The following is a 14,944-nucleotide window of genomic DNA, read 5'->3' as shown; positions in this document are numbered from 1 at the left end:
AGAGAGAAAACTATGTTATCCCCGCAGTGCTATCAAAAAATCGATCGCGAGCTGGCCAAGTACCCGGCCGATCAACGCCAGTCGGCCGTGATGGCTTCGCTGGCCCACGCCCAGGTCGAACTGGGCTGGCTGTCGCCTGAAACCATGCAAGAGATTGCCGACTACATCGGCATGCCGGCGATCGCCGTGCAGGAAGTGGCGACCTTCTACAACATGTTCAACATCAAGCCGGTCGGCCAGCACAAGATCACCGTGTGCACCAACCTGCCATGCGCACTGTCGGGCGGCGAACGCGCCGGCCAGCGCATCAAGGACGCGCTCGGCATCGACTACCGCGACACCACCGCCGACGGCAAATTCACGCTGCTGGAAGGCGAGTGCATGGGCGCCTGCGGCGACGCGCCGGTGATGCTGGTGAATAACCACCGCATGTGTTCGTTCATGAGCGACGAGAAGATCGACGCCCTGCTCGAGGAGCTGAATAAATGACCAGCCTGCACGACCGTCACATCAAGCCGCTGATCCTGAAGGATCTGAACGGCGAGAACTGGCATTTGTCCGACTACGTCGCCCGCGGCGGCTACTCGGCCCTGCGCCGCATCATCGAAGAAAAGATTTCGCCGGAACAGATCATCGCCGACCTGAAGGCCTCGGGCCTGCGCGGCCGTGGCGGCGCCGGTTTCCCGACCGGCCTCAAGTGGAGTTTCATGCCGCGCCAGTTCCCGGGCCAGAAATACCTCGTCTGCAATACCGACGAAGGCGAGCCGGGTACGTTCAAGGACCGCGACATCATCCGCTACAACCCGCACGCGCTGATCGAAGGCATGGCCATCGGCGCCTACGCGATGGGCATCACCGTGGGCTACAACTACATCCACGGCGAGATATTCCAAGAGTACCTGCGCTTCGAAGAAGCGTTGGAAGAGGCGCGCGCCGCCGGCTTCCTGGGCGAGCGCATCCTGGGTTCGGACTTCTCGTTCCAGCTGCACGCGCACCACGGTTACGGCGCCTACATCTGCGGCGAAGAAACCGCGCTGCTCGAGTCGCTCGAAGGCAAGAAGGGCCAGCCGCGCTTCAAGCCGCCGTTCCCGGCCTCGTTCGGCCTGTACGGCAAGCCGACCACCATCAACAACACCGAGACCTTCGCTGCGGTGCCGTTCCTGCTGAACATCGGCCCAGAGAACTACATGGCGCTCGGCAAGCCGAACAACGGCGGCACCAAGATCTTCTCGATCTCGGGCGACGTCGAGCGTCCGGGCAACTACGAAGTCCCGCTCGGTACGCCATTCGCGACCCTGATGGAGCTGGCCGGCGGCATGCGCGGCGGCAAGAAGATCAAGGCCGTGATTCCTGGCGGTTCGTCGGCACCGGTGGTGCGTGGCGACGTCATGATGCAGACCGACCTCGACTACGATTCGATCGCCAAGGCCGGCTCGATGCTGGGCTCGGGCGCCGTGATCGTGATGGACGAGACGCGCTGCATGGTCAAGTCGCTGCTGCGCCTGTCGTACTTCTACTACGAAGAATCGTGTGGCCAGTGCACGCCGTGCCGTGAAGGCACCGGCTGGATGTACCGCATGGTGCACCGTATCGAGAACGGCAAGGGTCGTCCGGAAGACATGGATCTGCTGAACAACATCGCCGACAACATCAAGGGCCGCACCATCTGCGCCCTGGGTGATGCCGCCGCGATGCCGGTCCAGGCCATGATCAAGAACTTCCGCGAAGAATTTGAATATCACATCGAGCACAAGCACTGCCTCGTGCCGAGTTACCTTTAAGCCAGGTCAGGTATCGAAATGGTTGAAATCGAATTAGACGGCAAGAAAGTCGAAGTCCCACCGGGTTCCATGGTGATGGACGCCGCAAACAAGCTCGGCACGTACATTCCGCACTTCTGCTATCACAAGAAATTGTCGATCGCCGCGAACTGCCGCATGTGCCTGGTCGAAGTGGAAAAAGCACCGAAGCCGCTGCCGGCGTGTGCCACCCCGGTCTCGCCGGGCATGATCGTGCGCAGCCACAGCGACAAGGCGGTGCAGGCGCAGAAATCCGTGATGGAATTCCTGCTGATTAACCACCCGCTGGATTGCCCGATCTGCGACCAGGGCGGCGAATGCCAGCTGCAGGATCTGGCGGTCGGCTACGGCAAGAGCGGCTCGCGCTACGAAGAAGAAAAGCGCGTGGTGGCCCCGAAAGAAGCGGGTCCGCTGATCTCGATGGAAGAGATGTCGCGTTGCATCCAGTGCACCCGTTGCGTGCGTTTCGGCCAGGAAGTGGCCGGCGTCATGGAATTCGGCATGCTGGGCCGTGGCGAACACTCCGAAATCACAACCTTCGTCGGCAAGACCGTCGACTCGGAAGTGTCGGGCAACATGATCGACCTGTGCCCGGTCGGCGCGCTGACCAGCAAGCCTTTCCGTTATTCCGCACGTCCGTGGGAACTGCAGCGCCGCAAGTCGGTCTCGCCGCACGATTCGCTGGGCGCGAACCTGATCGTCCAGGTCAAGGGCGGCAAAGTCATGCGCGTGCTGCCGCTCGAAAACGAAGCGGTCAACGAGTGCTGGCTGTCGGATAAAGAGCGTTTCTCGTACGAAGCGCTGGACAATGCCGACCGCTTGACCAAGCCGATGATCAAGCAGGACAACAAGTGGATCGAGACCGAGTGGTCGACCGCCCTCGAGTACGTCGCCCACGGCCTGCGCAATATCCGCCACGAACATGGCGCCGACAGCCTGGCGGCCGTCGCCACCGCCCACTCGACCGTGGAAGAACTGTACCTGCTGAACAAGGCCTTCCGCGGCTTCGGTTCAGAGAACGTCGACTTCCGCCTGCGCCAGAGCGATTTCGCGCTGGATGGTAGCGTTACCCCTTGGCTCGGCATGCCGATCGCCGACATCAGCAAGCTCAAGCGTGCCTTCGTCATCGGCTCGTTCCTGCGCAAGGATCACCCGCTGGTCGCGACCCGCCTGCGCGGCGCCACCAAGGCCGGCGCGCGCCTGTCGCTGCTCGCCGCGAGCGACGACGAACTGCTGATGCCGATCGCCCACAAGCTGATCGCTGCGCCGGCCGACTGGCTGGTGGCGCTGTCGGAAATCGTGGTGGCCGTGGCCGCCGCCAAGAGCATCGCCGTCCCGGCCGGTTTCGAAAACATCGAAGCCAGCGCCGTCGCGACCTCGATCGCCGCCTCGCTGGTGGTGGTCGGCGACGTCGACCTGCCGGGCGCCGTGCTGCTCGGTAACGCCGCCGCGCAACACCCGCAAGCCTCGCAGATCCACGCCGCGGCGCAATGGATCGCAGAACAGACCGGCTGCAAGTTCGGCTACCTGGTGGAAGCGGCGAACAGCGTCGGCGGCCACCTGGTGGGCGCGACCTCGGGCAAGAAGGAATCCCTGTTCGCTTCGCCGAAGAAAGCCTACGTGCTGCTCAACGCGGAACCGGAACTGGATGCGGCCAACCCGCAGCAGGCGACCGCTGCACTGGCGCAAGCCGAAATGGTGGTGGCGATGTCGGCCTTCAAGCACGGCATGGACTACGCCGACGTGCTGCTGCCGATCGCGCCGTTCTCGGAAACCGCCGGCACTTTCGTGAATTGCGAAGGCCGCGCACAGAGCTTCAACGGCACCGTGCGTCCGCTGGGCGACGCGCGTCCGGCCTGGAAAGTGCTACGCGTGCTGGGCAACCTGCTGGGCCTGCAAGGCTTCGACTACGAGACGTCGGAATCGATCCGCGACGAAGCCTTCGGCAAGGGCAATACCGACCTCTCGAGCAAACTGAACAACGTGGCGCAACTGGCCCCGACCGTCGGCAGCTATGCCCCGGCCGGCCAGCTCGAGCGCGTGACCGACGTGCCGGTGTACTTCACCGACGCCCTGGCGCGCCGTTCCGAGCCGCTGCAGCGCACCGCCGACGCCAATGCGCCGCTGGTCACGCTGTCGAAAGCGGTCGCCGAACAGATCGGCGTCGTGAGCGGCGACAGCGTCAAGGTCACGCAGGGCTCCGGCTCGGCGATCCTGGTCGCGAATGTCGATCCGCACCTGCCGTCGAACGCGGTGCGCGTCGCTGCCGGCCACCCGGCCGTGGCCACGCTGGGCGCGATGTTCGGTTCCATCCAAGTTGAAAAAGCAGGGGAGGGCAAGTAATGGCAACGCCCGGTCTTATCGATAGTTTCACCGCCGGCGGGGCTGACCTGCTGGGCCCGGTCTGGCCGCTGGCCTGGACCGTCCTGAAGGTGGTCGCGGTGCTGGCACCGCTGATGATCTTCATCGCTTACCTCACCCTGTGGGAGCGCAAGCTGATCGGCTGGATCCAGATCCGCGTCGGTCCGAACCGCGTCGGTCCCGGCGGCCTGCTACAGCCGATGGCCGACGGCCTGAAGCTCCTGATCAAGGAAATCGTGATCCCGGCGAAAGCCAACCGCAGCCTGTTCGTGATCGGTCCGGTCATGACCATCATGCCGGCGCTGGCCGCCTGGTCGGTGATCCCGTTCGGCCCGCAGTTCGCGCTGGCCGACGTGAATGCCGGCGTGCTGCTGCTGCTGGCGATCACTTCGATGGAAGTCTACGGCATCATCATCGCCGGCTGGGCGTCCAACTCGAAGTACTCGTTCATGGGCGCGATGCGTGCCTCGGCGCAGATGATCTCGTACGAAATCCCGATGGGCTTCGTGCTGGTCGTGGTGCTGATGGTGTCTGGCAGCCTGAACTTCTCGGCGATCGTCGGCGCCCAGCAGATCGGCATGTTCGCCGACTGGGGCGTGAACTTCATGTCGTGGAACTGGCTGCCGCTGCTGCCGCTGTTCATCATCTACATCATCTCCGGCCTGGCCGAGTGCAACCGCCACCCGTTCGACGTCGTCGAAGGCGAATCCGAGATCGTGGCCGGTCACATGGTCGAGTACTCGGGCATGTCGTACGCAATGTTCATGCTGGCCGAGTACGGCAACATGATCCTGATCGCGTGCATCGCCTCGCTGCTGTTCCTGGGCGGCTGGTCGGCACCGTTCTCGTTCCTGGAAGTGGGCGGCACGATCGGCGGCTTCATCGGCTTCTTCTGGCTGTTCCTGAAAACCTTCTGCATCGTCTCGCTGTTCATCTGGATCCGCGGCACGTTCCCGCGCTACCGCTATGACCAGATCATGCGCCTGGGCTGGAAAGTGTTCATCCCGCTGACCCTGATCTGGCTGGTGCTGATCGCCGTCTGGATGCAGACGCCGTGGAATATCTGGAAGTAAGGAAGAGACATGTCACGAATGAAAGATATCCTCGGCAGCCTGATGCTGACCGAGCTGTTCAAGGGCCTGGCCCTGACCGGGAAATATGCGCTGTCGCGCAAGATCACGGTGCAATACCCGGAAGAAAAGACGCCGATGTCGAACCGCTTCCGCGGCCTGCACGCGCTGCGCCGCTACCCCAACGGGGAAGAGCGCTGCATCGCCTGCAAGCTGTGCGAAGCGGTGTGCCCGGCGATGGCGATCACGATCGAATCGGCGCAGCGCGACGACGGCACCCGCCGTACCACGCGCTACGACATCGATCTGACCAAGTGCATCTTCTGCGGCTTCTGCGAAGAATCGTGCCCGGTCGACTCGATCGTCGAAACCCACGTGCTGGAATACCACGGTGAAAAACGCGGCGATCTCTACTACACCAAAGAGATGCTGCTCGCCGTGGGCGACCGCTACGAAGCCGACATCGCCGCCGCCCGCGAGGCGGATGCGAAGTACCGCTAATAACTACAGGCTCGGGAAATGACTTTCACAAACATTTTGTTCTACGTGTTCGCGGCCGTGATGGTGCTGGCCAGCCTGCGCGTCATCACCGCCAAGAACCCGGTCCACGCCGCGCTGTTCCTGGTGCTGGCCTTCTTCAACGCCGCCGGTATCTGGCTGCTGCTGAAGGCCGAATTCCTCGCCATCGTGCTGGTGCTGGTGTATGTCGGCGCCGTCATGGTGCTGTTCCTGTTCGTCGTCATGATGCTCGACATTAATATCGACCGCATGCGCGAAGGCTTCTGGGGCTACCTGCCGCTGGCCGCCGGTATCGGCATCCTGATCGTGGTCGAGATGGGCGCCGTGCTGTGGAACGGCTACGCCAACTTCGCGCAGACGCCGGAAGCGGCCGCGCTGAACATCGGCGGCACCAAGGAACTGGGCCTGCAGATCTATACCAAGTACATCTACGGCTTCGAGATCGCCGCCGTGGTGCTGCTGGTGGCGATCATCGCCGCCGTCGCCCTGACCCTGCGCAAGCGCAAGGACAGCAAAGCCATCGACCCGGGCCTCGCGGTTCGTGTCAAGCGTAACGACCGCCTGAAGATCGTCAAGGTCGAAACGGTCAACCAGCGCGCCATCGACGCAGCGAACGTCGAGAAGGCAGCTGCAGCGGCGGCAGCAGCCTCGGCCGCAGCAGCACCGGCAGCAGAACCGAAGGAGCAGAAATGACCGTATCGCTCGCACACTACCTGATCCTCGGCGCGATCCTGTTCGCGATCTCGGTGGTCGGCATCTTCCTGAACCGGAAGAACATCATCATCCTGCTGATGGCCATCGAACTGATGCTGCTGGCGGTGAACCTGAACTTCGTCGCGTTCTCCCATTACCTGGGCGACGCGGCGGGGCAGATCTTCGTGTTCTTCATCCTGACCGTCGCCGCCGCCGAATCGGCAATCGGCCTGGCGATCCTGGTGGTCCTGTTCCGTAACCTGGACACGATCAACGTGGAAGACCTCGACAGCCTCAAAGGCTGATTGGTCTCGCTCGATAACTTATAACGAATAAGGTTCAACAATGGCGGGGCAAATTTCAACCTCACTCTTACTGGCGGTGCCGCTGGCGCCGCTGGCGGGCTCGGCGATCGCCGGCCTGCTGGGCACCAAGTTCCTGGGCAACGTGGTCGGCCGCAAGGTGTCGCATACGGCGACCATCCTGGGCGTGGCGATCGCCCTGGTCATCTCGGTCATGACCCTGATGGCCACCCTGGACGGCTTCAAGCTGAATCAAGACATCTACACCTGGATGACGATCGGCACGCTGAAAATGGCGGTCGGCTTCCAGATCGACACCCTGACCGCGATGATGATGTGCGTTGTCACCTCGGTGTCGCTGATGGTGCACATCTACACGATCGGCTACATGGCGGAAGACGACGGCTACAACCGCTTCTTCTCGTACATCTCGCTGTTCACGTTCGCGATGCTGATGCTGGTCATGTCCAACAACTTCCTGCAGCTGTTCTTCGGCTGGGAAGCGGTGGGCCTGGTCTCGTACCTGCTGATCGGCTTCTGGTACACCCGTCCGACCGCGATCTTCGCCAACATGAAGGCGTTCCTGGTCAACCGCGTCGGCGACTTCGGCTTCATCCTGGGTATCGGCCTGCTGCTGGCCGCATCCGGTTCGATGCAGTACACCGACGTGTTCGCGCAAGCCGACAAGCTCTCGACCATGTTTGTGCCGGGTACCGACTGGCCACTGCTGACCGCCGCCTGCATCTGCCTGTTCATCGGCGCGATGGGCAAGTCGGCGCAGTTCCCGCTGCACGTCTGGCTGCCGGACTCGATGGAAGGCCCGACCCCGATCTCGGCACTGATCCACGCCGCGACCATGGTTACCGCCGGCATCTTCATGGTGTCGCGCATGTCGCCGCTGTTCGAGCTGTCGGATGGCGCGCTCTCCTTCATCATCGTCATCGGTTCGATCACCGCGCTGTTCATGGGCTTCCTGGGCATCATCCAGAACGACATCAAGCGCGTCGTCGCTTACTCGACCCTGTCGCAGCTGGGCTACATGACCGTGGCGCTGGGCGTCTCGGCCTACTCGGTGGCAGCGTTCCACCTGATGACCCACGCGTTCTTCAAGGCACTGCTGTTCCTGGGCGCCGGTTCGGTCATCATCGGCATGCACCATGACCAGGACATGCGCAACATGGGCGGCCTGCGCAAGTACATGCCGATCACCTGGATCACGTCCTTGATCGGTTCGCTGGCCCTGATCGGTACGCCGTTGTTCTCGGGCTTCTACTCGAAGGATTCGATCATCGAGGCGGTGCACGCAAGTAACCTGCCGGGTTCGGGCTTCGCCAACTTCGCAGTGCTGGCCGGCGTGTTCGTCACGGCGTTCTACTCGTTCCGCATGTACTTCCTGGTGTTCCACGGTGAAGAGCGCTTTGGCAAGGCGCATGCACACGACCATCACGATGCGCACCATGCTCCGGCCGCTGCTGCTCACGATCACTCGGATCCGCACGCCAAGCACGATTCGGATGCGCACCATGAAGAAGACGCGCACGACGACCATCACCACCATGGTCTGGCTCCGGGCCAGAAGCCGCACGAGTCGCCATGGGTCGTGACCCTGCCGCTGGTGCTGCTGGCGATCCCGTCGGTCATCGTCGGTTTCCTGGCCATCGGTCCTATGCTGCACGGTAACTTCTTCGACGGCGTCATTACCGTCAACCCGAGCCACCCGGCGATGGCCGAACTGGGCGAGATGTTCCACGGCGCCGGCGCCATGGCGCTGCACGGCCTGCAGACCGCACCGTTCTGGCTGGCACTGGCAGGCGTGGTTGCTGCGTACTACTGCTACATGGTCAACCCGCGCGTGCCGGCCTGGTTCTACGCCAAGCTCAAGCCGCTGCACACCCTGCTGGACAACAAGTACTACATGGATGCGTTCAACCAGAAAGTCTTTGCCGGCGGCGCACTCGGCGTCGGCAAGGGCCTGTGGAACGTGGGCGACCGCGGCCTGATCGACGGCCTGGTCGTCAACGGCAGCGCCAAGGTGGTGGAATGGTTCTCGCGCGTCACCAAGACCGCGCAGACCGGCTACATCTACCACTACGCGTTCGTGATGATCGCCGGCGTGCTGGCCGCCATGCTGTACTTCTTCCCGTTCTGGCGCGGTTAATCAGAGGCAGAGACAAAAAAAATGACGCAGTTATCTACATTTCCACCGTACCTGAGCCTGGCGATCTGGCTCCCGATCCTGTTCGGCGTGCTGGTCCTGGCTATCGGCCGCGACAAGAACGCCGGCATGGTCCGCATCCTGTCGCTGGTCGGCGCGGTCGTCAGCCTGCTGCCGACCATCCCGCTGATCACGAATTTCGACAACGCCGCCCACGGCATGCAGTTCTTTGAACAGGCAGCCTGGATCGAACGCTTCAACATCTTCTACCGCCTCGGCGTGGACGGTCTGTCGCTGTGGTTCGTGCCGCTGACCGCTTTCATCACCATCATCGTGGTGGCGGCGGCGTGGCAGGTGATCGAAGAGCGCGTGGCCCAGTACATGGGCTCGTTCCTCATCCTGTCGGGCCTGATGATCGGCGTGTTCGTCGCCCTCGACGGCCTGCTGTTCTACTTCTTCTTCGAAGCCACCCTGATCCCGATGTTCATCATCATCGGCGTGTTCGGCGGCCCGAACCGTGTGTACGCGGCATTCAAGTTCTTCCTGTACACCTTCTTCGGCTCGCTGCTGACCCTGGTCGCGATCGTCTACCTGTACAACCAGTCGGGTTCGTTCAACATCCTGGACTGGCACCGCCTGCCGCTGACGATGAAAGAGCAGATCCTGATCTTCATCGCCTTCTTCATGGCCTTCGCCGTCAAGGTGCCGATGTGGCCGGTGCACACCTGGCTGCCGGATGCCCACGTGGAAGCGCCGACCGGCGGTTCGGTGGTGCTGGCCGCGATCATGCTGAAGCTGGGTGCCTACGGCTTCCTGCGTTTCTCGCTGCCGATCGCACCGGACGCCAGCCAGTACCTCGCCCCGGTGGTCATCGTGCTTTCCTTGATTGCCGTCATCTACATCGGCCTGGTGGCCCTGGTCCAGAAGGACATGAAGAAACTGGTCGCCTATTCGTCGATCGCGCACATGGGTTTTGTTACCCTGGGCTTCTTCATGTTCAACGACCTGGGCGTGCAGGGCGGCCTGATGCAGTCGATCTCGCACGGCTTCGTGTCGGGCGCGATGTTCCTGTGTATCGGCGTGCTGTACGACCGCGTTCACTCGCGTGAAATCGCCGCCTACGGCGGCGTGGTCAACACCATGCCGAAGTTCGCCGCCTTTGCCGTGCTGTTCTCGATGGCCAATGCCGGCCTGCCGGCGACCTCGGGCTTCATCGGCGAATTCATGGTCATCCTGGGCGCCGTCGAGTTCAACTTCTGGACCGGCGTGGCGTCGGGCACCGCGCTGATCCTGGGCGCCGCCTACTCGCTGTGGATGGTCAAGCGCGTCATCTTCGGACCGGTCGCCAACAAGCACGTCGCCGAACTGACCGACCTGAACGGCCGCGAGTTCGCGATCCTGTCGGTGCTGGCGATCGCCACGCTGCTGATGGGCCTGTACCCGGCGCCGATCGCCGAAACGCTGCAGGTGTCGGTCACCGACCTCCTGCAACACGTCGCAGTCAGCAAAGTGCCTCAATAAACTGCCATGAATGAAATGAACTCCACATTGCTCGCGGCCACCGATACCAATCTGGTGCCGGTGTACGCCGAAATCTTCCTGCTGATCGCGGCCTCCGCGATCCTGCTGATCGACATGTTCCTGAAAGAGGGCAAGCGCAACCTGACCTATGGCCTGTCGCTGCTGGCCATCGGCGGCTGCGCCGCGTTCTCGTTCGTCGACTTCAGCGCCGGCAGCACGGTCTACACGTTCAACCACATGTACGTGTCGGACCCGATGTCGAACCTGCTCAAGCTGTTCACCTACCTGGCCACCGCCATGACCATCGTCTACTCGCGCCAGTACGCCGGCGAGCGCGGCATGATGTCGGGCAACCTGGGCGGCGAGTTCTACGTGCTCGCGCTGTTCTCGATGCTGGGCCAGATGATCATGATCTCGGGTAACAGCATGCTGTCGCTGTACCTGGGTCTGGAACTGATGTCGCTGTCGCTGTACGCACTCGTGGCCCTGCGCCGCGACCACGCGGTCTCGACCGAAGCGGCGATGAAGTACTTCATCCTGGGCGCACTGGCTTCCGGCTTCCTGCTGTACGGCATCTCGATGATCTATGGCGCCACCGGCACCCTGGACATCAACGCCATCAACGCCGCTGCGACCGCAGAAGGCGCCAACCGCACCATCCTGGTGTTCGGCCTGGTGTTCGTGGTCGCGGGTCTGGCCTTCAAGCTGGGCGTGGTGCCGTTCCACATGTGGGTACCGGACGTGGTGCAGGGCGCCCCGACCGCCGTCACCTTGCTGCTGGGTGGCGCGCCGAAGATCGCGACGTTCGCCATGGTCATCCGCGTGCTGGCCGAAGGCCTGCCGTCGATGGCTTTCGACTGGCAACAGATGATGATGGTGCTGGCCGTGCTGTCGCTGGCCTTCGGCAACATCACCGCGATCGCCCAGACCAACATCAAGCGCATGCTGGCCTACTCGACCATCGCCCAGATGGGCTTCGTGCTGCTGGCCATGGTCGTGGGTAATGTCGATGGCGACACCACCAACGCTGCCGCCGCCTACAGCGCCGCGATGTACTACACCATCGTGTACGTGATCACCACCGTCGGCACCTTCGGCCTGATCATGATGCTGGCGCGCGCCGGCCATGAAGCCGAGCTGATCAGCGACTTCAAGGGTCTCGGCAAGCGCAGCCCATGGTTCGCGATCGTCGCCACCATCCTGATGTTCTCGCTGGCCGGCGTGCCGCCGATGGTCGGCTTCATCGCCAAGTACGCCGTGCTGCAGGCCGTCGCCAACGCAGGCATGGTGTGGCTGGCGGTCGTGGCCGTGATGTTCTCGCTGATCGGCGCGTTCTACTACCTGCGTATCGTCAAGACCATCTGGTTCGACGAGGCAGTCGATGCAAGCGCCATCTCGACCCCGACCGACATGCGCGTCATCATGTCGCTCAATGGCGTCGCGATCGTGGTGCTGGGCATCATCCCGGGTGGTCTGCTGGCGATCTGCTACGCCACGATGCAGGCAACCCTGGCAAACTGAGTGGCAACTGAGTTTGGACAATTCCATCGCTGCCTGGCTGGTGGTCGCCCTCGCGGCGGCCGCGGCCAACCTTCCTTTCTTCAGTGAGCGGATTCTCGGTCTGTTTCCCCTGCCGGCCGGCAAGGGAGCAGCATCGGGGGCAGGGGAGCGCACCAAGCGCTTCCCGTTGCGCCTGCTCGAACTGATTGTCTTATACTTCCTCGTCGGCTTCGTCGCGCGGCTGCTCGAATCGCGTATCGGTTCGGTGTATGTGCAGACCTGGGAGTTCTATGCGGTAACCGGGTGTCTGTTCCTGGTGCTGGCGTTTCCGGGGTTTGTGCTGCGCTATTTGCGCAAGCGGCGCGGCTGAGCATTGGGGCGTTGAACGCGTCGGCGGCGGAGCCGCCAACGCGTCCACACCACGCTCGCCCACCAACCCGTTCAACTCTGCCTGGAGCACATAGTGTCGGAACTCAAAGAAACCCGCCTCGACGGCGGCGTCGTTTACGATGGCCACTTCCTGAAGGTCGAACGCGACCGCATTGCGCTCCCTGACGGCAAGATCAGCCACCGCGAATTTTTCCGCCACCCCGGCGCCGTTGTCATCCTGCCGCTGCTACCCGACGGCCGCGTGCTGCTCGAGCGCCAGTTTCGCTATCCGAACTCGCAAGTCTTCATCGAATTCCCGGCCGGGAAGATCGATCCGGGCGAGGAGCACCTGGCCTGCGCCAAGCGCGAGCTGAAAGAAGAAACCGGCTACACGGCCGGCCGCTGGCGCTTCGTCTGCACCATCCACAACGCGATCGCCTATTCGGACGAGCACCTGGAACTGTTCCTGGCCGAAGACCTGGTCGCCGGCGAACAGAAGCTCGACGACGGCGAGTTCCTGGAACTGTTCACCGTCACCGTGCCCGAGCTGCTGGAGATGGTGCGCCGCGGCGAGATCACCGACGTCAAGACCATCATCGGCGCCTTCTGGCTCGAGAAGATCCTGTCCGGGACGTGGACGCCCGCCTGATCAGGATCGCCGTGCTGGCTGCCGGCCTCCTGGGCGCAGCCTGGCCGGCCGCCGCGCAACAGCGCACGCCGTTCCAAACAAAGTGCGAAGACACCATCGGCCAGTCGATCTCGGTGCTGTCGGCCCAGCAGCAGGGCTACCGGGTCGACACCACCCGTTCCTTCTATGACCTGACGCGCCTGAAAGGCCAGGCCCGCGCCAACGAATGGGTGCTGGGCCTGACCCATACCGACGCCCGGATCGACATCAAGGCCGGCGGCCGAATGCTGCAGGACCGCACCAGCGGCTACGAATGCATCACGCCGCGCATCGACGTCTCGCTGACCTACCTGCCGATCGTGGTCTATGTCAGCCGCGAATTCCCGCCCGGGACCTGCGCGTACCGCGAGGTGATGGCGCACGAGATGCGGCACCTCAAGACCTACCAGGACTTTCTGCCGCAGGCTGAAGCGCGGGTGCGCGCTGCGCTCGCCAAGCGCTTCGCCGGCAAGCCGCTGTATGCGCCGATCGGCCAGGCCCAGGCGTCGCTGCAGCGCGAGATCGACCGCAGCTGGATGCCCTATATCAAGCGTGAAATGGCAAGGGTCGAGGTGCTGCAGGCCGCGATCGACACGCCGCAGGAGTACGCGCGACTGGGCAAGGTGTGCGGAGGTGAGGTACAGTCTTTGCTTCAGCCTAAGCGCCGCAACTGATACGTCACTGAATGACCGAACACCAGAACACTTCACCTCAAGACATGGCTGCGAGTTGCAGTCCGCGTTACCTTGCCTTGATCCCGGCCGCCGGGGTCGGTGCGCGCATGGCTGCCGCCAGCCCCAAGCAATACCTGCGCATCGGCGCCAAGCCGATGCTGCGACACACCGTCGATGCGTTTCTCTCCAGCCCATTGATCGCCCACACCTACGTAGTGGTCAGTGCCGACGATCCCTTTATCGATGGCGTGCTGCTCGATGCGAAAGAAGAGGGTGTGCGCGTGACCGTGCTGCGCTGTGGCGGCGCCACCCGCATGGAATCGATCCGCAACGGCTTGCGTGCGCTGCACGGCACGATCGATCTGAACGACTGGGTGCTGGTGCACGACGCCGCCCGTCCAGGACTGGATGCGCAGTTGATCGAACGCCTGATCAATGAGACCGGCGCGCATCCGGTCGGCGGCCTGCTGGCGCTGCCGGTGGTCGACACCGTCAAGCGCAGTGCGCAGGATGAGGTGAGCACCGTCCCGCGCGACGGCCTGTGGCTGGCGCAAACGCCGCAAATGTTCCGCTATCAATTGCTTGGTCGCGCGCTCGATGCCGCCACCGATCCTGCCGCGATTACCGATGACGCCAGTGCGGTTGAAGCCCTCGGCCTGGCCCCCAAGTTAGTCGAAGGACATCCCCGCAACCTGAAGGTCACGCTGCCGTCCGACATCCGCATCGCCGAGATGTACCTGGCCGCGGCCGCCCGGCCTTGAAACGATAACCACAACCGAACCACACCATGGCACTCGCATCCTACAATCCCACCCCACCGTTTCGCATCGGCACCGGCTACGACAACCACCGCCTGGTCGAAGGCCGTAAGCTGATCGTCGGCGGCGTCACCATCCCGCACCGCCTCGGCCTGCTCGGCCACTCGGACGCCGATGTGCTGCTGCACGCGATCATCGATTCGCTGCTGGGCGCGGCCGCGCTGGGCGACATCGGCAAGCACTTCCCGGACACCGACCCGATGTTCGCCGGCGCCGATTCGCGTACGCTGCTGCGCGAAGTCGCGCACCGCGTGCTGAACTCGGGTTACACCATCGGCAACATCGACGCCACCATCATCGCCCAGCAGCCGAAGATGGCGCCGCACATCCCGCAGATGGTGTCGCGCATCGCCGAAGACTTGGGTGTGTCGCCGCAGCAGGTCAACATCAAGGCCAAGACCAACGAGAAGCTGGGCTATCTGGGCCGCGAAGAGGGCATGGCGGCGCACGCCACCGCGCTGCTGATCCGCGCCGCCGAGTAAGAACACCGGCGGCA

At 63.2% G+C, this 14,944-nt stretch carries 15 protein-coding genes; all 15 read left to right on the top strand.

What is annotated here, in order from left to right; all coding sequences use genetic code 11:
• The first annotated feature begins 12 nt into the window (after positions 1 to 12).
• Positions 13 to 489, top strand: coding sequence for an NADH-quinone oxidoreductase subunit NuoE (nuoE, locus tag RTQ83_RS02270; protein WP_312510979.1), 477 nt, complete (start codon positions 13 to 15; stop codon positions 487 to 489).
• Complete coding sequence (nuoF, locus tag RTQ83_RS02265; protein ID WP_312510978.1) at positions 486 to 1,781, top strand: NADH-quinone oxidoreductase subunit NuoF; 1,296 nt, start codon at positions 486 to 488, stop codon at positions 1,779 to 1,781. The genes nuoE and nuoF overlap by 4 nt, the downstream gene beginning before the upstream one ends.
• 18 nt (positions 1,782 to 1,799) lie before the next feature.
• Positions 1,800 to 4,142, top strand: coding sequence for an NADH-quinone oxidoreductase subunit NuoG (gene nuoG / locus RTQ83_RS02260; protein WP_312510977.1), 2,343 nt, complete (start codon positions 1,800 to 1,802; stop codon positions 4,140 to 4,142).
• Entirely contained in the window at positions 4,142 to 5,233 is a 1,092-nt protein-coding gene (nuoH, locus tag RTQ83_RS02255; RefSeq protein WP_312510976.1) for an NADH-quinone oxidoreductase subunit NuoH, read from the top strand. The genes nuoG and nuoH overlap by 1 nt, the downstream gene beginning before the upstream one ends.
• Positions 5,234 to 5,242: 9 nt before the next feature.
• On the top strand, positions 5,243 to 5,731 hold the full coding sequence (nuoI, locus tag RTQ83_RS02250) for an NADH-quinone oxidoreductase subunit NuoI (RefSeq protein ID WP_312510975.1): 489 nt from the start codon (positions 5,243 to 5,245) through the stop codon (positions 5,729 to 5,731).
• A gap of 18 nt (positions 5,732 to 5,749) precedes the next feature.
• Complete coding sequence (locus RTQ83_RS02245; RefSeq protein ID WP_312510974.1) at positions 5,750 to 6,442, top strand: NADH-quinone oxidoreductase subunit J; 693 nt, start codon at positions 5,750 to 5,752, stop codon at positions 6,440 to 6,442.
• Positions 6,439 to 6,747 (top strand): NADH-quinone oxidoreductase subunit NuoK, encoded by a 309-nt coding sequence (gene nuoK, locus RTQ83_RS02240; RefSeq protein ID WP_170203380.1) that lies wholly within the window; start codon positions 6,439 to 6,441, stop codon positions 6,745 to 6,747. The genes RTQ83_RS02245 and nuoK overlap by 4 nt, the downstream gene beginning before the upstream one ends.
• A 40-nt stretch (positions 6,748 to 6,787) precedes the next feature.
• Positions 6,788 to 8,902 carry an NADH-quinone oxidoreductase subunit L gene (gene nuoL / locus RTQ83_RS02235; RefSeq protein ID WP_312510971.1) on the top strand — a complete coding sequence of 705 codons (2,115 nt, stop codon included), beginning with the start codon at positions 6,788 to 6,790 and terminating at the stop codon, positions 8,900 to 8,902.
• Between the two features lie 21 nt (positions 8,903 to 8,923).
• Complete coding sequence (locus RTQ83_RS02230) at positions 8,924 to 10,420, top strand: NADH-quinone oxidoreductase subunit M (protein WP_312510969.1); 1,497 nt, start codon at positions 8,924 to 8,926, stop codon at positions 10,418 to 10,420.
• 15 nt (positions 10,421 to 10,435) lie between these two features.
• Positions 10,436 to 11,941, top strand: a complete 1,506-nt coding sequence (gene nuoN, locus RTQ83_RS02225; protein WP_312510967.1) for an NADH-quinone oxidoreductase subunit NuoN — start codon at positions 10,436 to 10,438, stop codon at positions 11,939 to 11,941.
• A 13-nt stretch (positions 11,942 to 11,954) separates the two neighbouring features.
• Complete coding sequence (locus RTQ83_RS02220; RefSeq protein ID WP_312510966.1) at positions 11,955 to 12,290, top strand: DUF2818 family protein; 336 nt, start codon at positions 11,955 to 11,957, stop codon at positions 12,288 to 12,290.
• Positions 12,291 to 12,380: 90 nt separating this feature from the next.
• On the top strand, positions 12,381 to 12,938 hold the full coding sequence (locus tag RTQ83_RS02215; RefSeq protein WP_312511244.1) for an NUDIX hydrolase: 558 nt from the start codon (positions 12,381 to 12,383) through the stop codon (positions 12,936 to 12,938).
• Complete coding sequence (locus tag RTQ83_RS02210; protein ID WP_312510964.1) at positions 12,923 to 13,630, top strand: hypothetical protein; 708 nt, start codon at positions 12,923 to 12,925, stop codon at positions 13,628 to 13,630. Before RTQ83_RS02215 ends, RTQ83_RS02210 begins: the two co-directional genes overlap by 16 nt.
• Before the next feature lie 44 nt (positions 13,631 to 13,674).
• A complete protein-coding gene (gene ispD / locus RTQ83_RS02205) occupies positions 13,675 to 14,391 on the top strand; it encodes a 2-C-methyl-D-erythritol 4-phosphate cytidylyltransferase (protein WP_312510963.1) in 717 nt (238 codons plus the stop codon).
• Between the two features lie 26 nt (positions 14,392 to 14,417).
• Entirely contained in the window at positions 14,418 to 14,930 is a 513-nt protein-coding gene (gene ispF / locus RTQ83_RS02200) for a 2-C-methyl-D-erythritol 2,4-cyclodiphosphate synthase (protein ID WP_312510962.1), read from the top strand.
• Positions 14,931 to 14,944 lie beyond the last annotated feature (14 nt).

It is taken from the genome of Massilia sp., assembly GCF_031995545.1.
Classification (GTDB): Bacteria; Pseudomonadota; Gammaproteobacteria; order Burkholderiales; family Burkholderiaceae_D; genus Telluria.
This window is presented reverse-complemented; position numbering and strand designations above follow the sequence as displayed.